22 protein-coding genes are annotated in these 22,088 nt (G+C 59.1%); 9 read left to right on the top strand and 13 right to left on the bottom strand.

Annotated elements, in window-relative coordinates; translation table 11 throughout:
* The first annotated feature begins 6 nt into the window (after window positions 1-6).
* Complete coding sequence (gene recG / locus F1529_RS00110; protein WP_155130989.1) at window positions 7-2,118, top strand: ATP-dependent DNA helicase RecG; 2,112 nt, start codon at window positions 7-9, stop codon at window positions 2,116-2,118.
* A gap of 54 nt (window positions 2,119-2,172) precedes the next feature.
* Here the strand turns inward: recG and F1529_RS00105 are convergent, their stop codons facing one another.
* Together F1529_RS00105 and F1529_RS00100 are read right to left on the bottom strand one after the other, a co-directional pair.
* Window positions 2,173-2,955 (bottom strand): ABC transporter substrate-binding protein, encoded by a 783-nt coding sequence (locus tag F1529_RS00105; RefSeq protein WP_155130987.1) that lies wholly within the window; start codon window positions 2,953-2,955, stop codon window positions 2,173-2,175.
* A 63-nt stretch (window positions 2,956-3,018) separates the two neighbouring features.
* Window positions 3,019-4,071, bottom strand: a complete 1,053-nt coding sequence (locus tag F1529_RS00100) for a TraB/GumN family protein (RefSeq protein WP_230457660.1) — start codon at window positions 4,069-4,071, stop codon at window positions 3,019-3,021.
* 332 nt (window positions 4,072-4,403) lie between these two features.
* Between F1529_RS00100 and F1529_RS00095 the strand changes: the two genes are divergently transcribed.
* Window positions 4,404-5,276, top strand: coding sequence for a hypothetical protein (locus F1529_RS00095; RefSeq protein WP_155130984.1), 873 nt, complete (start codon window positions 4,404-4,406; stop codon window positions 5,274-5,276).
* Window positions 5,277-5,395: 119 nt separating this feature from the next.
* On the top strand, window positions 5,396-5,644 hold the full coding sequence (locus F1529_RS00090; protein WP_155130981.1) for a hypothetical protein: 249 nt from the start codon (window positions 5,396-5,398) through the stop codon (window positions 5,642-5,644).
* Between the two features lie 85 nt (window positions 5,645-5,729).
* Here F1529_RS00090 and F1529_RS00085 read toward each other — a convergent pair whose 3' ends face one another.
* The 3 genes from F1529_RS00085 to F1529_RS00075 form a co-directional block, all read right to left on the bottom strand.
* The gene (locus tag F1529_RS00085; protein ID WP_007148733.1) at window positions 5,730-6,092 is read right to left on the bottom strand and encodes an STAS/SEC14 domain-containing protein; all 363 of its coding nucleotides are present in this window, start codon (window positions 6,090-6,092) and stop codon (window positions 5,730-5,732) included.
* Between the two features lie 119 nt (window positions 6,093-6,211).
* Window positions 6,212-6,676, bottom strand: a complete 465-nt coding sequence (locus F1529_RS00080) for a hypothetical protein (protein ID WP_155130976.1) — start codon at window positions 6,674-6,676, stop codon at window positions 6,212-6,214.
* A gap of 141 nt (window positions 6,677-6,817) precedes the next feature.
* On the bottom strand, window positions 6,818-7,264 hold the full coding sequence (locus F1529_RS00075; RefSeq protein ID WP_155130973.1) for a YtoQ family protein: 447 nt from the start codon (window positions 7,262-7,264) through the stop codon (window positions 6,818-6,820).
* 235 nt (window positions 7,265-7,499) lie between these two features.
* Between F1529_RS00075 and F1529_RS00070 the strand changes: the two genes are divergently transcribed.
* On the top strand, window positions 7,500-8,312 hold the full coding sequence (locus F1529_RS00070; protein WP_155130970.1) for a DUF3298 and DUF4163 domain-containing protein: 813 nt from the start codon (window positions 7,500-7,502) through the stop codon (window positions 8,310-8,312).
* Between the two features lie 106 nt (window positions 8,313-8,418).
* On the opposite strand, the gene cobS is transcribed toward F1529_RS00070, so the two are convergent.
* Window positions 8,419-9,198: an adenosylcobinamide-GDP ribazoletransferase gene (gene cobS / locus F1529_RS00065; RefSeq protein WP_155130967.1), complete on the bottom strand. Its 780-nt coding sequence runs from the start codon at window positions 9,196-9,198 to the stop codon at window positions 8,419-8,421.
* Window positions 9,199-10,209: an AraC family transcriptional regulator gene (locus F1529_RS00060; RefSeq protein WP_155130964.1), complete on the bottom strand. Its 1,011-nt coding sequence runs from the start codon at window positions 10,207-10,209 to the stop codon at window positions 9,199-9,201.
* A gap of 89 nt (window positions 10,210-10,298) precedes the next feature.
* Here F1529_RS00060 and F1529_RS00055 point away from each other — a divergent pair, with 89 nt between their 5' ends.
* Entirely contained in the window at window positions 10,299-12,002 is a 1,704-nt protein-coding gene (locus F1529_RS00055) for an alkyl sulfatase dimerization domain-containing protein (RefSeq protein WP_155130961.1), read from the top strand.
* Between the two features lies 1 nt (window position 12,003).
* On the opposite strand, the gene F1529_RS00050 is transcribed toward F1529_RS00055, so the two are convergent.
* Complete coding sequence (locus F1529_RS00050) at window positions 12,004-12,537, bottom strand: M23 family metallopeptidase (RefSeq protein WP_155130959.1); 534 nt, start codon at window positions 12,535-12,537, stop codon at window positions 12,004-12,006.
* A complete protein-coding gene (locus F1529_RS00045) occupies window positions 12,516-13,400 on the bottom strand; it encodes a LysR family transcriptional regulator (RefSeq protein WP_007149136.1) in 885 nt (294 codons plus the stop codon). The genes F1529_RS00050 and F1529_RS00045 overlap by 22 nt, the downstream gene beginning before the upstream one ends.
* A gap of 160 nt (window positions 13,401-13,560) precedes the next feature.
* Here F1529_RS00045 and F1529_RS00040 point away from each other — a divergent pair, with 160 nt between their 5' ends.
* Window positions 13,561-14,337 carry a ferredoxin--NADP reductase gene (locus F1529_RS00040; RefSeq protein ID WP_155130956.1) on the top strand — a complete coding sequence of 259 codons (777 nt, stop codon included), beginning with the start codon at window positions 13,561-13,563 and terminating at the stop codon, window positions 14,335-14,337.
* Between the two features lie 133 nt (window positions 14,338-14,470).
* Window positions 14,471-15,691, top strand: coding sequence for an FAD-dependent oxidoreductase (locus tag F1529_RS00035; protein ID WP_370456918.1), 1,221 nt, complete (start codon window positions 14,471-14,473; stop codon window positions 15,689-15,691).
* A 48-nt stretch (window positions 15,692-15,739) separates the two neighbouring features.
* Here F1529_RS00035 and F1529_RS00030 read toward each other — a convergent pair whose 3' ends face one another.
* Window positions 15,740-16,816 (bottom strand): AraC family transcriptional regulator ligand-binding domain-containing protein, encoded by a 1,077-nt coding sequence (locus tag F1529_RS00030; protein ID WP_370457066.1) that lies wholly within the window; start codon window positions 16,814-16,816, stop codon window positions 15,740-15,742.
* A gap of 103 nt (window positions 16,817-16,919) precedes the next feature.
* Here F1529_RS00030 and F1529_RS00025 point away from each other — a divergent pair, with 103 nt between their 5' ends.
* Window positions 16,920-17,780 (top strand): metal-dependent hydrolase, encoded by an 861-nt coding sequence (locus tag F1529_RS00025; protein WP_155130953.1) that lies wholly within the window; start codon window positions 16,920-16,922, stop codon window positions 17,778-17,780.
* Between the two features lie 124 nt (window positions 17,781-17,904).
* Here F1529_RS00025 and F1529_RS00020 read toward each other — a convergent pair whose 3' ends face one another.
* From F1529_RS00020 to prlC, 3 genes are all read right to left on the bottom strand, one after another.
* Window positions 17,905-18,594 (bottom strand): hypothetical protein, encoded by a 690-nt coding sequence (locus F1529_RS00020; RefSeq protein ID WP_155130950.1) that lies wholly within the window; start codon window positions 18,592-18,594, stop codon window positions 17,905-17,907.
* Between the two features lie 282 nt (window positions 18,595-18,876).
* Window positions 18,877-19,074 (bottom strand): YheV family putative zinc ribbon protein, encoded by a 198-nt coding sequence (locus F1529_RS00015; protein WP_155130947.1) that lies wholly within the window; start codon window positions 19,072-19,074, stop codon window positions 18,877-18,879.
* A gap of 77 nt (window positions 19,075-19,151) precedes the next feature.
* The gene (gene prlC, locus F1529_RS00010) at window positions 19,152-21,185 is read right to left on the bottom strand and encodes an oligopeptidase A (RefSeq protein WP_155130944.1); all 2,034 of its coding nucleotides are present in this window, start codon (window positions 21,183-21,185) and stop codon (window positions 19,152-19,154) included.
* A 212-nt stretch (window positions 21,186-21,397) separates the two neighbouring features.
* Between prlC and F1529_RS00005 the strand changes: the two genes are divergently transcribed.
* Window positions 21,398-21,937 carry a gamma carbonic anhydrase family protein gene (locus F1529_RS00005; RefSeq protein WP_155136768.1) on the top strand — a complete coding sequence of 180 codons (540 nt, stop codon included), beginning with the start codon at window positions 21,398-21,400 and terminating at the stop codon, window positions 21,935-21,937.
* Window positions 21,938-22,088: the final 151 nt, after the last annotated feature.

Below are 22,088 nucleotides of genomic sequence, written 5' to 3'. Positions count from 1 at the left end.
CCAACCATGGCCAATGACAGCCTCTCCAGCCTGCCCCTTAGCCGCCTCAAAGGCGTGGGGCCGGCGGCGGCCGTGAAACTGGCCAAGCTGGGCCTGCATAATCTGGAAGATCTGCTTTTCCACCTGCCCTTTCGCTACGAAGACCGCACCCGCATTTCCCCGATCGGCAGTTTGCGCCCGGAAACCGGTGTCGTCATCGAAGGCCAAGTGATGGCCGCCGATGTGATTTTTGGCCGCCGCCGCTCACTGCTGTGCAAAGTGGCGGACGGCACCGGCATGGTGACGCTGCGTTTCTACCATTTCACCGCCGCCCAGAAGAACAACCTGGAGCGCGGCAGGACCATTCGCGTCTACGGCGAGCCCCGCCCCGGCTCCGCCGGCCTGGAGTTCTACCACCCGGAATACCAGCTGGATTATGCCGACAGCGGCCTGCCACCACTGGAAAAAGCCCTGACCCCGGTGTACCCCACCACCGATGGCGTCAGCCAGAAAACCCTGCGCAACCTTACCGGCCAGGCTCTGCATTACTTGCAGGCACACCCGCCCCAGGAATTAATCCCCGCGCAATTGCTGGATCAGAGCGGATTACCCAGCCTGACCCAGGCGCTAAACAAGCTGCATAACCCTAACCCGGATGACCCGGTGAACCTGCTGCTGGAAGGCAAGCACCCGGCGGTGAAACGGCTGGTCATGGAAGAGATGGTCGCCCACCAGTTAGGCATGCTGCAAAAACGGGCCGGACAAAAAGCCTTCCATGCCCCGCGATTAAGCGGCCAGACACTGTTTGAAAAACTCCAGGCCAGCCTGCCCTTTGCCCTGACCGGGGCACAGCAGCGCGTCATCGGCGAGCTCATGGGCGACATGGCCAAGCCCCATCCCATGCTACGGCTGGTGCAGGGGGACGTGGGATCCGGCAAGACGCTGGTGGCAGCGGCGGCGGCCCTCGCCGCCATGGAGTCCGGTTACCAGGTGGCCCTGATGGCGCCCACCGAACTGCTGGCCGAACAGCACCGGGACAATTTTCGCCACTGGCTGGCGCCGCTAGGCATCGAGGTGCACTGGCTGGCGGGCAGCCTGGGCGTCAAAGCCCGCCGGGAAACCAATGCCGCACTGGCTGATGGCAGCGCCCGGATTGTCGTCGGCACCCACGCCTTGTTCCAGGAGGCGGTGCAATTCCACCGGCTCGGACTCACCATCATTGATGAGCAACACCGTTTCGGGGTGCAGCAACGTTTGGCCCTGCGTGAAAAAGGCCGCTTTGATACCGTCAACGGCAGCCAGGTGCCCCACCAGCTAACACTCACCGCCACTCCCATTCCCCGCACCCTGGCCATGAGCGTGTACGGCGACCTGGATACCTCGGTGATCGACGAAATGCCGCCGGGACGCAAGCCCATCGATACCTTGGTGCTACCGGAAAGCCGCCGCCCCCAGGTGATCGAACGGATCAACGATGCCTGCCGCCCTGACAGCGGCAGGAAAAACACCCAGGCGTACTGGGTCTGCACGCTCATCGAGGAATCCGAAGAACTGCAGGCCCAGGCGGCGGAAGCAACCTTCGAGGAATTGCAGATCGCCTTGCCGGACCTGTGCATAGAGCTGGTCCACGGCCGCATGAAAGCAAAAGAAAAAGCCGAGCGAATGGCCCGCTTTTCCCGGGGCGACGCGCAACTGCTGATCGCCACTACGGTGATCGAAGTGGGTGTGGATGTTCCCAACGCCACCCTGATGGTGATGGAAAATGCTGAGCGGTTGGGCCTGGCACAATTACATCAGCTGCGCGGACGTGTGGGACGAGGCGGCGAGCAAAGCTATTGCCTGCTGCTGTACAAGAACCCGCTGTCGCTCACCGGCAAACGGCGGCTGGCGGTAATGCGCGACACCACCGACGGTTTTATTATTGCCGAAGAGGACTTGAAACTACGCGGCCCCGGGGAATGGCTCGGCACTCGCCAGACCGGGGACCTGGCGTTTCGCATCGCCGACCTGGTCCGCGATGAAGCCCTGATGGAACCGGCCAAAGACGTGGCCAACAAACTGATGCACGATTGCCCACAGTGGGTTGAGCCGCTGCTGCGTCGTTGGTTGAAAGGTGGGGAGAATTTCGCAGATATCTGAATAAAGAATTTAGTCGGGTTACGTCGCTACGCGACTAACCCGACCTACAAAAAATCATTGCCCGGAAAGAATTTTCACCGGAATCCATTGGGTTTTTGTCTGCATCAGAAAACCGTTATTTACCCAACGCTTCAGCACCGTATCCACTTGCTGTTTCAGTTCGCTGTCATTCTTGCGCATTACCCACGCCAGCTGTTCCTTGGTAAGGGGCTTGTACAGGCCCAGCAACTTCACCGGGTACTCTCGCTTGTTAGCCAGGTTCCAGACCGTGGGCGCATCGTGAATGAACGCATCAATGTCACCGTTAACCAGGGCCTGGGTCGCTTCAGTATTGCTGTTGAATCCCCGGGTCTGCGCATCCATGGTCTCTTTCACGAACGCCTCACCGGTGGTGCCATTTTTGTAACCCACCCGGTACTGCCCGGTAAACAAGGCGCCGGGCGTGGCCAGCCGGGCAGCATCGTCGAGACGGATCATCGCCATCTGGCCGATCGTGGTATACGGCAAACTGAATGCAAACGCCTTCTGGCGGGCAGGCGTTATGGATATGCCGGACATGATGATATCGATTTCGTTATTTTTCAGCGCCGCAAACAAGTCACTCAATTGCGTGTATTCATGCAGAGAAAAGGGGCGCTCCAGGTCCTGTGATAACTGCTCGGCAAAATCCCGCTCCAGCCCCACCAACTTGCCTTCTTCGCGAAACACCAGCGGCGGATAATCGGGCATGACACCAACCCGCAAGGCTTCGCCTTCCAGCTCACCATGACCATTACTGCTGCAGCCGGCCAGCAGGCCCACCGCCAGCACCAGCATCCATCCCATTCGTTTCATCATTCTTTGTGCATCCTGTTGTCTGCTTGAAATCAATGTTCGCACCGGCCCTGCCTTCCTTTCCCACTAGGGCATGGACGGCAGGACACCTTCAAGATGTTCCGGGGTCGCCAGGCCCCGCATCCATTTCACCGTAGTGATTTGCCAGTCCGGATCTGCGGCTTGCAGGGCTGCCAGCACACCGGGCAAATGGGCCGCACCGTAGGTGATGTAAATGCGCTGGCTGTCATCAGCGATAATCCGCTGCGCCAGCTGGCGGTTGCGGAAATCCAGAATGACTTTATCCAGCGGCCGGGGCTCATGCTCGCTCTGATCGCCCAGCGCAATGGCAAAGGCACCGCGACACAAAATACCGATCAGTTTTTTCTGTTCATCGGTGGCAGAAGCATGCCAATCCAGCAGGGCGGCAACTGGATCACTGGTATACGTGGAAGCGGGAGCCTCCCGGTCACGCACCTGCTCGGCGAAAGCCGGGTCCGTGGCCATCAAACGATCGTATTCCTGTTTCATTTCCAGGCTGGTGACATCTGCCGCCACGTGACGCTCTGGATGCTGCTGCGCATCCCGCTCCATCAGGCCAAAGTAATCGATCTGGAACTTCACCCCGCAGGCATCCGCCAGGACCTTGTAGTTCTCTGCCAGGTCACCGCCACCGGCAAGCTGTTCGGCGAACCAGGCATCGCCTTCCCCGGGTGAAGGCTGTACGCCTTCGTAGTACAACCGGTAGCCGTCACTGAGTGCCTCTTCCAGATCATAGACCACCGATTTATAGAAACTCTCCATACCCACATGGATCATGCCCTGAAAAACCACGGTTTTTTGACCATTCGTCAGCGTCGCCTGGGGCAATAGTGGCGGGTCGGCCTGCACCTTGTACGCCAGATAATAAATCGGCAACGCAGTGGCAATGGTCAACAAACAGAAAAAAACGCCCACGGATTTCAGCAGGCTGCGATTCTTTTTTTTGCCGAACAGCAAACGCAGCGTTCCGTTCAGCAGCAAGCCCAGCAACAATGCCAAGGCGGCAACGGCCAGTAACACCCACAGGGAAATGCTGAACAACACAGGCAAACCAAGCAGGAAAGCCACCCCCACAACGAAGCAGATAATCGCGGACACGCCGATCCTGATCCGTACCCCCAACGGTAACGTCAACACATACCCCCCTTAATTATGTAGTGCAGAAAAACCCCCACAATAACCGGGTCAGTCCCGACCCTCTATCGCGCCCTCACCGGCACACACTATTATTTTGTCTTTGTACCTTGCAGTGAGCGATCACAGCCTAGACTGCCCGGTTTTAAGGAAAACCGCCACAGTCGTAGCCATGAGCGACTCTGCGACGCGGATTTGTCATCCGCGGATGCTGGAATAAAGGCGCACATTTCTGCACGATAAAGAAAAAGGTGGCCACACGCCGCGTTGATACATTTTCAGGGATGAAAAACGTTATGACTGCAACCTTTCGCCATCACCCCCACTACCGCGCAGCCATTGGGACCGCCATTGCAGGCTTGCTCCTGCTGCCGGTCACCGCCGCCCACGCTGATGACAAACATGCCATGAACGAAAAATGGTACCTCTCTGCGGGTGGCTACAGCGTGTTCCGTGCCGATACCACCCTGTCACTGGTGGAACGCAATGTGGGGGCCGGCGCGGCCATCCGCCCGGGCGATACGCTTGGCCTGGATCTGGAAGAAACGGTTTTGCGACTGGAAGGCCATTACCGATTTACCCCTCGCTCCCAGATTGTTGCCTCCTGGTTCCAGGTGGAATCGGACGCGTCCAAGGTCCTGCAGAAAGACATCGACTGGGTAGACCAGAGCGGCAATACCACTACCGTAGCCGCTGGCAGCACGGTATCCAGTTCCCTCGGTTACGAGATCATGAAAGCCAGCTACTTCTATTCGTTTTATCACAATGACAAAGTCGAGCTGATGGCCGGGGGCGGGCTGCACGTCTCCAGGTTCGATATCGATCTGGATGTAAAGACAGACCCGGGCGGCAGCGTCTCTGCCCAGGAGACCCGTGACGCTGCCCACACCGTTCCTCTACCCACCGTGGGATTCGGGCTTAACTATCGGGTCAACCCGAAGCTGTACTGGTTCCTGAAAGCCGAAGGCTTTTACCTGGAGTACGACGACTGGAAGGGCCTGTTCTCTGAAATGCAGGTGGGCATGGAATACAACGTATGGCGCAATCTGGGGGTGGGCGTGGGCCTTGCCACCAGCAATCTGAATGTCACGGAAACGGCGCCGCAATACACCTTCCGCTACGACAATCGACTCAGCGGCGCCAACCTTTTCCTGTCCTGGTCGCTGTAAACCGCCCGCGAACATCAGAACAAGAGGCAAAGCGCATCAATCACTGGACACCGGAAAAATCCGGCGTAATATCGCCGCCGCCCACGAGGGCGAACAGTGATTCACCATAAGGAAGATCGATGGCCAAAGGCCCCAAGCCCATGCACAACTGGGCAGCCATGGACCCGCTGATGCGAAAAGGCGGCGCCCACCAGGAAGCCCGCAACACCCTGCGTCCACGCATGGCAACCCGCCAGGCGTTGAACGAATACGATGATTGGCAAGATGACAGCGAAGACGATGCACAGACTATCGGCGGCGAGGGGCCCGGCCCCTCCTCGGCCCAACACCGTGCCTGTTCAATCGTCGAGAAGGGGTTTCACGCCTGACCGAACACCAGACGTAAAGAACCTGACGCTGGAACAAGAACCCGAGCAGGGATAACGCTGGGGTCAAGGCGTCACGAAGTGGCGATCAGGGCTCGCAGATCCAGGCCTTGGCGGCATCCACGTCATCGCTGGGGAACACCTTCACATCAATGGACGGCAGCAGCTTGTCCGCCAGTACCGACAGGCGGCGCATCCAGTCCTTGTCTGTGACCACGGCTTCGCGGTCGAAATGCTTCCAGTGGGCAAGGCCGAATTTCAGATCCTGAAACAACACATCCATGGACACCCCGCCAAAGGTTTCCATCTCTGCATAGAAACGTACCGTTTCATGCTTTTGCAGGGCGGCTTCCAGCGCCGTGGTCACAGAATCGAATTCTTCGCGGGTGATCTTGCCGGAGATACGTGCACCCACAACCCGGTCGTCATCAAAAGGAATCAACGTCAGCATGGTCCGTCTCCCGTCCCTGTCGTGCCTGCCCTGTGCGTCGGCGTCGATTCGCACGGCGCACGCTCAGACACGTCATTGTGTCTGCCGCAAATGGTGTCTGCCGCAATGAGTAGCGGGCGCTATTCCTGTTCCGGCGCGGGCGCCGTCAGGCTTTGCCAGCCCTGCTTGGCGGCCTCCCAGCTTTGCTGGAATTTTACCTTGGCCGCATCCCAATTGTCCTCACTCGCATTCTGCAGGGCCTGATAGCGGGTTTCCAGCTGGGCCTGCTGTTCTTTCAGAGCGGTCAGCGCCTCCTGCTTCTGCAGGCGAGCATCTTGGGACAGATCGCGCCACTGGCTGTTGATGTCGCCTTGTAGCAGGGTGATCTGCTGATTCAGGTCATCGATGGCGTGACGCGCCACTCGCATGGCCTGATTTTTCTGTTCCACGGAATAACTCTGGATATCGTCCAGGGTTTCTTCCATCTGGGTTTCCACTTTTTCCGGTTCCGGCGTTTTCACGTTGGGAACGCCTTCGGTCTCAGCCCACGCCGTGGCGGTGGTGACCAACATCAGGGTGGCGGCGGCCAATAATCGGTGTGTCATCGGGACAACTCCTCGTTCTGCCTTTTGTGCCAAATCTGGCTATGCCTGTACAGGAATGTGACAAGTCAGACGGCAAAACGCTCCCCCGATGATGCAAAAAGCCGTAAAACGAGGCCAGAATGCCCCGTTTTACCGGGGAATTCATGCGTTGAGAATATACGCCAGCATCTCCACCACCTGCTCCGGCGTGCGCGCTACCGCATCGGCGGCGGTATCCACCTCTTTCAACGGATGATCATGCTCTTCATCGTGCAAAATGATCATCGGTGTGCCCAAAGCCGCCGTGTAGCCGGCATCAAATGCCGCATTCCATTGCTTATACTTGGGGCCAAACCGCACTACTACAAGGTCCGCCTCGTCAATCAGCTTGCGGGTACGAATACCATTGATACCCGCTCCCAGGCGATCCTCCCAGAAACGCTTCTCTTCCGCGCCGAGAATATTGACCCCCACCTTGTCGCTGGCCTCGTGGTCAGTCACCGGGCTGCTGAATTCGATATCCAGCTCTTTCTCGGCGCAACCCTGCACGATGCGCTCGCGCCAGTCGGTGTGAATTTCCCCGGAAAGGTAAACGGTCCAGAAACTCATGGTGATTCTCCCGATTGATTCTGAAAAACGGCAGGATAGGCCCGCCGGATTGCAAAAGCCACCTTGCAGAACGTCACACGCTCGATGCCTGACGCTAAATCAACGGAACCGGCAAGCAAGAAAGTAACTACTGTGCAGAACGCTGCAGCCAGGGACCCCATTACACCTTGAACCGGGGCGGTGGCTGCCGTTAAATGCCCCCATTCGTTCTCATTGATTTCAGGAAGGGTATGCCATGCGTATGACACTTTTGCTCCTGCTCGCCACCGCGCTGCTGGCAGGCTGCGACGACCCGGACGCGCCGGCAAAGCCCGCTGACAAACCGGCCATCACCGACAAGAGCGACGCTGCACAAACCGGGGCCGCCCCGGAAACCCTGGTGCGAATCGTCCATACCCTGAATAAAACCGATGAGCAGTGTGACGCTAACGGCTGCCCGAAAGTGGACCTGCAATGGCTTACCTTTGAGAACCAGCCGGAGCTGAACGACGCCATCACCCAACAGCTGGCCGCCATGCTGATTCAGGATGAAGGCAACGCGACCCACGATGGCACCATCGAAGGGCTGGCCGATGCGTTTCTGCAGGATGCGTCCGACATGGCCATGGCCTCGGAACAGGGCTGGGAGCTTAATGCCACGGTGAAAAAACAGGGCCGACGCGGCGACCTGGTGACCCTGTCCATGGAAACCTATGAATACACCGGCGGCGCCCACGGCCTGCCCAGCGTGCAGTACTTTCACTGGGATCTGGCCAAACAACAGAGCGTGAAACTGGGCGACCTGCTGGTGCCCGGCCAGCAGTCTGCCTTCTGGGAAAAAGCCCGCGAACAACACACCGCCTGGCTGGATGAGGAAAGCCTGGACCAGACTTTCCGTGACAGCTGGCCGTTCGACAAGACCGATAACATCTTCTTTAATGACAAGGGGATGGTGCTGCAATATAACGTGTACCACATCGCGCCCTACGCCATGGGCCAGCCCACCCTGACAATTCCCTATGCGGAGCTGGAAGGCATTGTGCGCGGGCAATATTTGCCACAGCGGTGACAAGTTACGAGAAGCGAGTTTCGAAGAGCGAAGATCAAAACAGCCAGGCGCTCATGTTTTTGCCTTTCAAAACTCGCTTCTCGTCACTCGCAACGGTTTCCCTATCCTAGGCAGCCACCAACGCTAACAGGAACACCAGCTCCGCCAGAATCACGCTGGCGCCCAACGCATCGCCGGTATACCCCCGCAACTGCCGCCACAGATACCCACCCCACAGCAACGCCACCAGCGCAACAGATAACAGTGCAGGCACCAACGCCCCCGCCAGGGCCGCCACTGTCACCGTCATCGCGGTAGCGACAGCCAGGCGTTGTGCGCTGAAGCCTTCCGCTACGGGTTTGCTTTTACTGGTGTCCGGGTCGGTCACGTAGGGCAGAAACCGCATCAACCACAGCGGCGTTAAACGGCCGATCACCGGGCTCAGCAACAGGGCCAGCCAAACGGAATTCGCGTCCGCCAGCAACAATCCCTTCAAACCCAGCGCCATGATCAACGCCACCGCCCCATAGGTGCCGATACGGCTGTCCTTCATGATTTCCAGACGGCGTGCCACGGTATAGCCGCCACCCAGCGCATCCACACTGTCTGCCAGCCCGTCTTCGTGGAAAGCCCCGGTGATCCACAGGTGGAATGCCAGCACCAGTGCCACACTGATACCGGTATTCCAGTAGCCATCCAGTACCACGAACAGCCCCGCGTACAGCACACCCAACAGCAACCCCACCAGCGGAAAATACACACTGGAACGGTTCATCAGTGTCTGGCTGTAATCAATACGCACCAGCATGGGCACGCGGGTCAGAAATCCCACCGCCAGCCAGAACGCCTGCCATTCACTCTGCACAGAAACCTGATGCGGGCGGTGATTGTTTGCCGGCTGCGTCATTTATCCATCCTGCTGTCGATAACTGTCGGGGCTCATCCCGTACCAGCGACGAAACGCCTTGCTGAAATTGCTGGCATCGGAAAAGCCCAGCCGGTGCGCCACTTCTGCCAGACTGTCGCCACTGCGGACCAGCTGGCCGGCGCGCTCTGCCCGCCAGGCATCCACCAGCTGCCGGTAACCGCTATCCAGCTCGGACAATCGCCGGCGCAGGGAGCGCTCACTCATGGCCACGGCAGCGGCCAGCTCACTCAGCCCCGGCAAGACATCCCCCTGGGCGCGCAGTATCCCCTGCAGGGTCTGGATCAGTGGGGGCGTGGCATCCAGGGCTTCCAGTTCCTGGCGTGCCAGCGCGTCATGCTGGCGCCACAGCCCGGCATCTCCGAGCAACAACGGCGTCTCCAGCCGGTCACGGTGGTGCCAGACGATATTGCCGGGCTGATCGAATGTCACCGGGCAGTCCAGTATCTGGCGCCAGGGCTCGGCCTGCGCAGGAGCGGAACGCTGCAACATCACCTGCTGCACGCCCCCTTCTGGCGACAGGCGCCGCAGATTGCTCACATGGGCGGCCACGAAGGCATCAATAGACGCCGGGTGTAAGGCCACATCCGGCAGGTAACAGATCTCCAGGCCCACCGCATCCGGGCGCTGCTGCAACCGCACCATCACCCCGGTGGAAATCAATCGCTGATAGCGCACCGCCACATCCAGAATGTGGCCCAGGGTTGGTGCCGTCTGGATCAACAAGCCCATCACCCGCAGATGCATAGGCAGGGACGTCTTGCCCACCCGTAGCCCCATGGCCGGGTCGTCGCTCTGCGCGATGGCCAGGGTCCACAGTCGGGTCATGGCATCGGTGGGTACCCGCCCACCGGGGTTGGCACGCAATACGGCCAGGTCCAGCCCGGCCTGCGTCAACAGAGCCGGCCCATCCACCCCGTAACCGTTAAGGGTTTCCAGTACCGCCAACGGCCACGCCGCTACCGTGGTGGATGCCATGCGCTCAGTGGCCACGAAGCACCGCACTCTGGCCAGCAGCAACCTTTGCCAACGGTCGAGCCAGTACTAGCCTGCCAGGATCATCCACAAGAAAAGAGAACACCATGCGCTACCTGTTTGTTTTATTGGCCGCCTTGTTGGCGGCATGCGGGGAAGAGCAACCCCTCAAGAGTACCACCCAGCTGGCTCCGGATGCGCTTAAGGCGCACAGCGAACTGTTCCATAAGGGGGTGGAGAAAGTCACCGATGGTGTCTATGTAGCGATCGGCTACGGGCTCGCCAATTCCATTATGCTGGAAGGTGATGACGGCATCATCATCGTCGACACCATGGAAAGCGCTGACGAGGCGCGCACCGTGCTGGCAGAATTTCGCAAAATCACCGACAAACCGGTGAAAGCGATCATCTATACCCACAACCACACCGACCACGTGTTTGGCGCCGCCGGCTTTGCCGAGGGCAAGGACATTTCCGTCTACGCCCACGAAAGCACCAGCTATTACATCAACCGGGTGGTCAATCAGATTCGCCCCATCATCACTGCCCGCTCCATGCGCATGTTCGGCAATCATCTGCCCCATGGCGAGCATATCAATGATGGTATCGGCCCCCATCTGGGCATCACCCCGGAAAGCGAACTTTATGCCCTGCCGCCCACCCACACTTTCGATGACCGCATGTCGCTCAACATCGCCGGCATCCAGATCGAGCTGGTCCATGCGCCCGGCGAAACCGAGGATCAACTGTACGTGTGGTTGCCGGAAAAACAGACCGTGCTCACCGGTGACAACATTTACCAGACCTTCCCCAATCTCTACACCATTCGCGGCACCTACTACCGCGACGTGAAACAGTGGGCCAACAGCCTGGACCAGATCCGTGCCCTGGGCGCCGAGCACCTGGTGCCCAGCCACACCCGTCCGGTGCACGGCCAGGACAAGGTGGCTGAGCTACTCACCGACTACAGCGACGCCATCAACTTTGTACACGACCAGACCCTGCGCTACATGAACCTGGGCCTGACGCCGGACCAGATCGTCGAGAAAGTGCAGCTGCCCGAACACCTGGCCAGCAACCCCTGGTTGCAGGAATTCTACGGCAAGGTCAGCTGGTCCGTACGCTCCGTGTTCGATGGCTACCTGGGCTGGTTCAGCGGCAACCCCAGCGAACTGCAACCGCTGGCCGAACCGGAAGAAGCCCGGCGCATGGCCACCCTGGCCGGCGGCAACGACGCCCTGCTGGAGAGCGCACAAAAAGCGCTGAATGATAACGATGCCCAATGGGCGCTGGATCTCAGTGACCACCTGATGATCCTGATGCCGGACAACGACGCGGTGAAAACCCTGCGCACAGATGCGCTCCGCAAGCTGGGCGAGAAAGAAGCCAACCCCAACGCTCGCAACTACTACTTCACCGTGGCCCGGGAAGTACAGGACGGGCTCAAACCCGGCTTCCGCACACAGATGAGCGATGACTTCCTCGCCACCCTGCCCATCGAAAACTTCCTGCACGCCATGCCCGCCTTGCTCAAGGCCGAAGAAACGCTGGAAGAGAATATCGCCCTGGGCTACGCCTTCCGCGACAGCAACAAGCAGTTCACCCTGCGTATCCGTCGTGGGGTCGCCAAGGTACACGACGGCATCGATGACGACGTGGTTGCCACACTGGACACCACCGAGGCCACGTGGAAGGCCATTGCCGCCGGCATCCAGAACCCGGCCACCGCCCTGGCCGGTGACGACCTGGACATCGACGGCAGCACCCTGTCCGCCATGAAAGTGCTGGGCTACTTCGAGAAAATTGACTGAATCAGGCCCCCGGCCTGATAACAAAATGCGTGGTGGGGTCGAGGAAGAACATCTTCTTCCAGCCCTGCGGCGCCTCGTCAGCCCGCCAGAACATCGGCAACAGACTCACCAGGGAATAGTGCAGATGCGGCGGCTTGCCCGCCGCATTGCCACTGTCCCCCACGCTGCCCACCGGGGCGCCCGCCCCCAGCCAAATGCCACTGTCGGCGATGCCCTGCAAGTGGGCGTAGTAGTGCAACCGCCATTTCGGCCCCAACATCAGCACCACCTTGCCGCCCCGCGACAGCTCCCCGCGATACAGCACCAGCCCGCCACTGCTGGCGATCACCCGCGTACCCGCATCAGCAAAGATATCCACGCCCTTGTGGACCCCGGACTTGCCCCAGGGGTGATACCAGAAAGTCTGCGGGTGCCAGTCATTACGGTCTGCACCCTGCACCGGCACCTGCCGGGCCTCCGGCAGCAGCAAGCCTGCCACCAGCACAAACAGCAGCAGCCACAGGCCACGACCAATTACAGTACGGATTCGCGACATAATTCCAGCCACCTCTCAATGCCAGGGCTGCGGTACTTCTGGCGATGCAGCACAAAATAGAATTCCCGGCTGAAATCCCGGTGCGGCACCGCCAGCTCCACCAGCGAGCCCCGCTTGAACGCTTCCTGCAAACACACCCGCGACAGGCAACTGATCCCCAGGCCGGTTTCCACCGCCCGCTTGATCGCCTCGGTATGCTCCAGCTCCAGGGCCAGGTCCAGCTCGGGCACCAGCCCGTGCAGCGCCCGCTCGAAGGTCTGCCGGGTACCGGAACCCGACTCACGAACAATCCAGTGCGCCGCCCGCAAATCGTCGTCAGTCAGCGCTTCCTTACTTGCCAGCGCATGCTCCGGGCTGCAGAACACCACCAGCTCATCCTCGCGCCAGGGCAACAACTCCAGGTCCGGGTGGTTCAGCTCGCCCTCAATCAAGCCCAGATCCAGCTCAAAGGTGAGCACCCGATCCACAATGGAGCGGGTGTTAGCCACCTCCAGATGCACCCGCGCACCCGGCTGCTGAGCCATATAATCCGCCATGATCGCCACCGCCAGGTAATTGCCGATGGTCAGGGTGGCGCCCACATTGAGTCGCCCCAGATCCCGGTGGGACTGCAGGTCCGCTTCCAGCTCCCGGGCCTGGGCCAGCAGCGCTTCCGCCCGCGGCCAGAACTGCCGGCCCAGCTCATTGAGCTTCAGCCGCTTGCCGGCCCGCTCAAAGAACTTCACGTCGTAAAGCCCTTCCAGCTCTTTCAACGCCCCGGATGCCGCCGACTGGGACATGCTCAGGTGATTGGCCGCATGGCTCACATTTTCAAAGTGGGCAATGGCGAGAAAGACTTCCAGTTGCCTGAGGGTGTAGCGCATGAGCACCTATCCATGATTAAATGAGAATCATTACTAACTGTGTGCAGCATTTAATATCGGCTTTCTCGATATCAACTATCGGAATAACCCATTTTACCGATAAATGCCATTCGGTTAAATTTCCACCATCTAGAATTTTGGAATAAGCGCTGATTTAACTATGTCTAATTTGAATACCGAAACCGTCAAAAGCGTTCGCCACTGGAACGATACCCTGTTCAGCTTTACGACCAGCCGGGACCCGGGTTTTCGTTTCAAGAACGGACATTTCACCATGATTGGCCTGGAGCAGGACAACGGCCGCCCGTTGCTGCGCGCCTATTCCATTGCCAGCGCCAACTATGAAGAAGAACTGGAGTTCTTCAGCATCAAGGTGCAGGACGGCCCGCTGACCTCCCAGCTGCAGAACATCCAGCCGGGCGACAAGATCTACGTGAGCCGCAAGCCCACCGGCACCCTGGTAGCCGACCACCTGCTGCCGGGCAAAAACCTGTGGCTGCTCTCCACCGGCACTGGCCTGGCGCCGTTCATGAGCATCATCAAGGACCCGGAAGTGTACGAACAGTACGACCGCGTCATTCTGACCCACGGGGTGCGTCATGTGTCCGAGCTGGCCTACCAGGACACTATCGAGAATGAGCTGCCCAACAACGAGTTCTTCGGTGAGTTCGTCAGTGGCAAACTGCTCTACTACCCCACGGTGACCCGTGAGCCGTTCCGCAACGAAGGGCGCCTCACCGACCTGATGACCAGCGGCAAAATCTTCACGGACCTGGGCCTGCCCACCCCGAGCCTGGAAAACGACCGCTTCATGCTCTGCGGCAGCCCGGCCATGCTCAAGGACACCACCGAGATCCTCGACAACTGGGGTTTCAAGGAAACCCGCGGCGGGGTACTGGGTGAGTACGTGATTGAGCGGGCGTTTGTGGAAAAGTAGACGCCGCAGGCTTCACGCCAGATGCAACACGCTACGGGCCGCTTTCGCGGCCCGTTTTTTATCTCCGGCCGGCTCTCTACGCCCCAGTCTGCTACTCTCCACTAGCCTTTTCGGGGAAGAGAATGTTCCAGCCGTGCAACCACAATCCATTGCCATTATCGGGGCCGGTACCGCCGGGCTCGCCACTGCCGCGTTGTTGGCCCAACAGGGCCACGCCATCACGCTGATAGAACGCGCCCCCGCCCTGGAACCGGTGGGTGCCGGGTTGCTGTTACAGCCCGCCGGGCTCAGCGTCCTCCACCGCATGGGCCTCTATCAGGCCATGTGCCGTTACGGCGCGCATATCGATGCCCTGGTGGGACATACCTGTTCCGGCCGCGCCATCATGAACAGCCACTATCGTCCCCTTGGCGAACAGGCCCACGGCCTGGGCATCCACCGCGCCAGCCTGTGCCACGTGCTGGATAGCCACCTGCAGACCCTGCCGCATCAACGGCGCATGGCCAGTACAGTCATCGCCGTGGACAGCCAGCCCCAGCAGGCAACGGTCACGCTCGAACAAAAACATGAAAACCGAACAGGCACACAAACCCTCACCTTCGATGCCGTGCTGATTGCCAATGGCAGCCACAGCCAGCTACGACCGGCGGCCTGGACGCGCTACGATCGCCTGTACCCCTGGGGCGCCATGTGGGCCATGCTGCCCATGACCGCCCCGTTTGATGTGCCTCTGCTGCAACAGCGCTATCACCGGGCCAGCGCCATGGCCGGCATTCTTCCCACCGGCAGCCGGCCCGACCAGCCGGAGACACCGCTAGCCAGCTTTTTCTGGAGCCTGCCGGTCACCGAGATCGCCCATTGGCAACAACCGGACTTTGCCGCCTCGCCTTTTGAAAAATGGCGCGGCGCACTGCATACCTTCTGGCCGCAACTGGACGAGGTGCTGACACCGCTGACCCAGGCGCAGCAGCTAACCCCCGCCACCTACCGCGATGTGATCATGTCGAAATGGGGAGACAACCGACTGGGCGTTATTGGCGACGCCGCCCATGCCATGAGCCCACAACTGGGCCAGGGCGCAAACATGGCCTTGCTGGACGCCTGGGCTCTGGGCGACGCCATGCAGCAAGCGGATAACTGGCATCAGGTCTGGGCGCATTATCACCAGCAACGCGGCCCGCAGATTCGCTTTTACCAACGCATGAGTCGCTGGCTGACACCCGCCTTCCAGTCGCACAGTCGTATCGTCGCGACCGGCCGCGACCTGCTGTTTCCACTGCTGAACCACCTGCCCTGGATGCGCCTGCAAATGGCAAAAACCATCGCTGGCCTGAAAACCGGGCTGCTGCGTTAACGCCCCCTTACTGCTTTCCCGAAACGCCCGGCAATGACGAGGGCCGACTCAATCCTGGCCCGCCTGTTGATAACGCCACTGGCTAGGCGTCATGCCCATCCAGCCCTTGAACGCGCGGGTAAAATTGGCCGGGTCGGCAAACCCCAGCAGCTCACTGATACGCTGAATTTCCATATCGGAACTGGCCAGCAGGTGGCGACTGTCCCGGTGCCGGGCTTCTTCCAGCAACGACTGGAACCCCTGCCCCCGCTCCTGCAAGCGGCGCCGCAACGTGCGGGGGGTCAGATGCAGGCGCTCGGCCAGCTGCTCCGGTGCCGGATAGCCGTGCGCGCCCAGCACCAGCAGCTCACGCACCTGACGCAGCAAAGTATCACCGGGGGCCATCAAGGCACTTTCCCGCTCACACTGGACCAGGGCCTGACTCAACGCTTCCGGATTGGCGGTAGGCAGCGGGCTATCCAGCCACTGCACCGCTTCCGGCGCCCAGATGCCTGCCCGTGCCTGGCGATAACGCACTAGCACCGCCCCGTCATCCATGGTCCGGCCAGCGGTTGGGGGCTCGCCCTGCAGCCAGATTTCCGGCACCAGGGACAGGTCAGGGAGAATAAACTGCATGCCGCTGGCCATGCTGCCCAGCATGGAACTGAGCAGCACATCGCGTACCGCAGCGGGCAACACCACTTCCGGCACCAACTCGAAGAACAGCCCGCCGCGCTCCTCCTTTACGCTGAGAACGACACTGCGGCCCCGCAGGTGCCAGAACCGCTCCAGCAGCCCAATAGCCTCGCGGGCACTGCCCGCGCACATGAGCACATAGCCCAGGCTGCCATGGGCCGTGAGCGGCATCCGCTGCCCCACCTCCAGGCCGATGGCCGCGTCACCGGTCAGCGCGGCAGCGGCCGCAAACACCTGCACCGTTTCCTGCAGGGACACCCGCCCGGATGGGTCCTCCAGCAATGCTGCCGGCACCCCCGCAGTGGACAGCAAGGTCTCGCGGGAAACACCTCGCTGCGTCGCTACCTCCACAAACATGCGCACATAGGTCACCGCCTGGCTGCGCTGGCGGGTCCAGTCAGGGAAACGGCTCCAGTCGATCAGGGTGAAGGATTCAGACAATTTGGCCACCAATGACAAGTGCTTTGTCCGCCCAGCATCTCACGCACTCCGGGCACTCACCAGTACCGTATGGGCCAAGCGTCAACGTATCCTTTTCGCCAGGAGGCTCAAAATGAATGCACCGGCAAAACAGCTTCATAACAATCCGACCGATGCCCGCCCGGCCATGGTTATTCCCACCGTCCGCCAGCCGGACTTCGACCTGGCCGACGATGTGCCCAAATACTGGTGGGACAATGACCCGCTAAAAACCCTGCTGCTGGGCGCACTCTCCGCCAGCTTCCCCGCCGGAGAGCGGTTCTTTATCGATTCCGTACGCCACTTTCAGGACCGCATCGACGACCCGGAACTGAAAAAAGCCGTGCGTGCCTTTATCGGCCAGGAAGCCCACCACTCCAAGGAGCACAAGCTGCTCAATGGCTACCTGGAAGAACGGGGCGTCGGCCTTGGCCGTCTGGATCGTGAAATTCAGGCGTTCATGGACTGGATGCGCAAGAACCTGTCACCGGAGCGACAACTGGCGCACACCGTGGCGGTGGAGCATTTCACCGCCTTGATGGCGGAAGAATTTCTGCTCAAATATGACGCCCTGGATGAAATGGATCCGCGCATGGCACCGATCTGGGCCTGGCATGCCATCGAGGAGTCCGAGCACAAGGCCGTGGCGTTTGATGTGTACAAGCACATCGGCGGCAGCGAGTTTACCCGCATCACAGAGATGGCACTGGTTAGCGTTCTATTCCCGCTGTTTTCCACTCTGCATCTGACGCAACTTATGAAGGAACAGGGTGAGCTGACCAATGTGAAATCTTGGCTCGGCGGCCTGAACTACATGTGGGGCAAACCCGGCGTCTTCCGCAAACTGCTGCCGTCCTACTTCAAGTTCTACAGCCCACGCTTCCACCCGTGGCAGCACGATGCCCGCGATCTGGTGGAAAAGGCGAAGAAAAAGTGGCTGGGTGACTGGGCCTGATTTGCTATTTGCCGAAGGCCAGACGCCGGATGCCTGACCCTGAAAAATCATAGATGCAATCCGAAAAAGGTTGTGTCTATGACATCAGAAATCAGGCATCAGGCATCAGGCATCAGGCACAAAACTATTCCACTTCGACCAGATCAAAACTCTGCTTGATCTTGCCTCCCTCACGAATCGACGTGAGTACATCATCCAGGCGTGTGGGATCGAAAGCCTGGGTTTGTAATTTGGCGATTTCGATATAAAGATTGGTCGCCGCCAGCACATTACTGGAGATATTCTGGTCACTGTGCACCACACCAAAACTCACGTCCGGACCTATCAGGTCGATGGTCTTGTTATCCAGCAACATGGTATCGAACTCTGACACCAGGGCGTGGGTAACGGTGTATTTCCCCCCCGGAGTCGTGATCACCTGAGGCGTTTCAAATTCGATTTTTTCTCGTGACTTAACGTAAGTCCCCGGTGCCGCCACCGCCATGGGCAAGGCAAGTCCGAAGCGTACCGATTTCGCCTTGGCGGATTTCACGTTGCCCTCTTTATCGATGACAAATTGCCGCCGCAGCCCCGGTTCCATGCCCAGTGCCATCACACGTCCGGTTTCATCCTGCCAGGACAGACCCACTTCATATCCGTCGTCAAATTCCTGCAGCACTTCCCAGATGATGATCTGGTGACCTCGCGCTGGATTCTTGATAACCGACTTGTCACCCACTTTGGCATTCTCGTGGATATAAACATGGTCCGGCGCTTTCATCGCCGCCACCATGGGCACTTCCAGCAGAGAACAGCCCTGTATTAGCACCAGCATGGAAACGCCTGCCACGCAGGCAAATCGGCATCGTGTGATTAACCCCATTCCTTCCCCCAATTCATGGTGCGCTGCTGCGCCAGAAAGATAACCCTACCGTATAATTGTGCGTTGCTGCGTTAATTTTTGGTTCATCTTGTATGGGGAGCAGGATCACCAACACCCAATCAGCGGCAGTCCGCCTTGTTGAAAGCCTGGGAATTACGGGTCATTAAATGGGCTAACGTCATAGAATGACGAAGAGCATTGCGCCCTCCGTCCGTCTCAAAAATCAGAAACAGTCTATTTTTTAGGGCCCGGCTGCAAGGTGACCGGCTGAGCCAGCGCATCAGTGGTTTCTGGTGGCTTGTCGTCCAGATTTTTTTTCGCGCCGCAGGCCACGCACTCCATCCACTGGATGTCGCCATCAATGATGCGTTGAATCTTGTCCTGCTGCCCGCATTCCGGGCAGGTAGCACCGGCGATAAATTGGCGTTTCATAATCTCTCTCCGCCTAACGCCAAACGCCTGGATCCTGACGTACTACGTTAGGATCCAGGTGTCGGGCATCAGGCGTCTTATCCATTAATACCGCAATGACGCAGCAGTGGCTCCACGCTGGGCTCGCGGCCACGGAATGCCTTGAACAACTCCATGGGTTCGCGGCTGCCGCCTTTGGCGAGAATTTCCGTGCGGAATGCGCGACCGGTTTCTTCGTTGAACTCGCCCTCTTCTTCAAAGCGGGAATAGGCATCTGCCGATAAGACTTCTGCCCACTTGTAGCTGTAGTAACCGGCCGCATAACCACCGGCAAAAATATGCCCGAAGCTATTGGGGAAACGGTTAAAGGCGGGCGGTTGAATCACGGCCACCTGTTCGCGCACTTCATTCAATACCTGATAAATATTCAGGCCGGGCTGATACTCCGCGTGGATTCGCATATCGAACAGGGAAAATTCGATCTGCCGCACCATCTGCATAGCACCCTGAAAGTTTTTCGCGGCGAGCATCTTTTCCAGTTTTTCTTTCGGCAGCGGCTCACCGGTTTGGTAATGGCCGGAAATCAGCGCGATGCCTTCCTCGGTCCAGCACCAGTTTTCCAGGAACTGGCTGGGCAGCTCCACCGCATCCCAGGCCACGCCATTGATACCGGAAATACCGGACACATCCTGCTCGGTCAACATGTGGTGCAGGCCATGGCCGAATTCGTGGAACAGGGTAACCACTTCGTCGTGGGTCAACAGGCCCGGCTTGCCACCCGCCGGCGGCGCAAAATTACAGGTCAGGTAGGCAACGGGCGTTTGCAGGCTGCCGTCGGGCTGGCGGCGACGAATGCGCGCATCGTCCATCCAGGCGCCACCGCGTTTCCCGGTGCGGGCATACATGTCCAGATAGAACGCCGCACGGACACTGCCATCGTCATCCACCAATTCGTAGAAGCGCACATCATCGTGCCAGGTATCCACATCCGTGCGTTGTTTAAACTGAATGCCGAACAATTTTCCGACCACAGAAAACATGCCGTTGATAACCGTGTCCGCCGGGAACCAGGGACGCAGCTCTTCTTCGGAAATATCGTAGCGTGCTTCACGCAAACGTTCGCTCCAGAAACCGATATCCCAGGGGTTCAAATCACCGGCGCCTTGCTCGGCCGCAAAGGCTTTCAGTTCTGCCAGTTCCTGTTCTGCCTGGGGCTTGGCGCGACGGGCCAGGTCTTCGAGAAACTGTACGACTTCATTCACATCCCGCGCCATTTTGGTGGCCAGGGATTCTTCCGCGTAATTGGCGAAGCCCAGCAATTGAGCCTGCTTGTGCCGCAGCGCAAGGATTTCATCCATGATCGCCGCATTATCAAACTGGCCAGCCTGCGGCCCTTGATCAGAAGCCTTGGTGGTCCAGGCGGTGTACATCTCCTTGCGCAATTCTGCATTCTTACAGTGACTCATCACCGCAATAAATACCGGGGCATCCAGGGTCAGCAACCAGCCGTCTTTTTCGTCAGCTTTTGCGCGGTCGGCAGCACCGGCCTTGGCGCTGTCGGGCAGGCCATCGAGCTCGCTTTCATCGGTGATGTGCTTGCTCCACGCCTGGGTCGCATCAAGGGCGTTGTCCGAGAATTGACTGGTCAGTTCAGACAAGCGCTTGGAATTCGCCATGTATTGCGCTTTCTTTTCCTCCGGCAGATCCACCCCCGACAAACGGAAATCACGCAAGGTGTTGTCGATATCTTTCTGCTGGGCTTCGTTCAGGGTTGACCACTGCTCACTGTCGCGCAGTGCCTGGTAAGCAGCACAAAGGGCCGCATTTTGTCCCACCTCTGTCCCGTATTCGCTAAGCAGGGGCAGGCAACTGTTGTAGGCATTACGCAAGGCTTCATTCTGGGCCACGGCATTCAAATGCCCGGCCGGACCAAAGGCTTTACCAAGGCGGTCATCTTCCTGGTCCAGTGCCTGAACCAGATGCGCGTAGTCGAAGTTTCCCTCCGCCAGCACCTGCTCAATACGGGCACGGCCCTCTGCCACCAGCTGCTCCACGGCAGGAAGCACGTGCTCGGGCTGGATTTGTGAAAAAGGAGGAAGTGCCGGGTAATCAATCAGCGGGTTGTTGCTCATGGGTGTCCTGTCCTGCTCTGGGTTCAGCGTGTGTCTGTGCGGCTGGCAGCCGATGGCGAGCGGTATCGTCCGGCTGCAACAGCGTCTGGAATATCAGCCACTTGCTTAGCAGAAAAACGCCAAGCAAGATCAATATGGCTATCAGTATACGAGCGGGCGTCTGCAAAAGGTGCCCCTGTAACCATGAATTTGAACTATCGAGTGTATCAGTGATGGGGATTCGCCGCTTTGAAGACAAGGCCCCGCAGTTGGGGAAACGGGTATATGTGGACGAGGACGCTACGGTGATCGGCGAGGTCACTCTGGGAGACGATTGTTCCGTGTGGCCGAAGGCAGTGATCCGCGGCGACATGCATGCCATCCGCATCGGCGCCCGGGTCAGCATTCAGGATAACGCGGTGCTGCACATTACCCACGACTCCACCTTCAACCCCGGCGGCTTCGGGCTGCAGATCGGGGACGATGTCACCCTCGCGCACCAGGCCATGCTGCACGGCTGCACGCTGGGCAACCGGGTGATGGTGGGCATGCAGGCGATCATCATGGATGGGGCCATCGTGGAAGACGATGTCATCGTCGCCGCCGGCTCACTGGTCGGGCCAGGCAAGCGTCTGGAAAGTGGTTATTTGTATCGCGGCCAACCCGCGCGGCAGGTGCGCCCGCTGAGCGAAGAAGAGAAAGCGTTTTTGCCTTATGTAGCCGGCAATTATGTGCGGTTGAAAGATCGGTATTTGAAAAGCAGTAGCGGTTAGTTTCTAGCTTCTAGAAAAACATCAAAAAGGCTTTAGGCGCTTGATTGAAAGCACCGGGTGAAGGGAACTTTTCCGCCACTCTCTGTCTATTTTTCGTAGCTCGTAGCTCGTAGCTCGTAGCTCGTAGCTCGTAGCTCGTAGCTCGTAGCTC

The organism is Alcanivorax sp. VBW004, assembly GCF_009718865.1.
Lineage (GTDB): Bacteria > Pseudomonadota > Gammaproteobacteria > Pseudomonadales > Alcanivoracaceae > Alcanivorax.
This window is presented reverse-complemented; position numbering and strand designations above follow the sequence as displayed.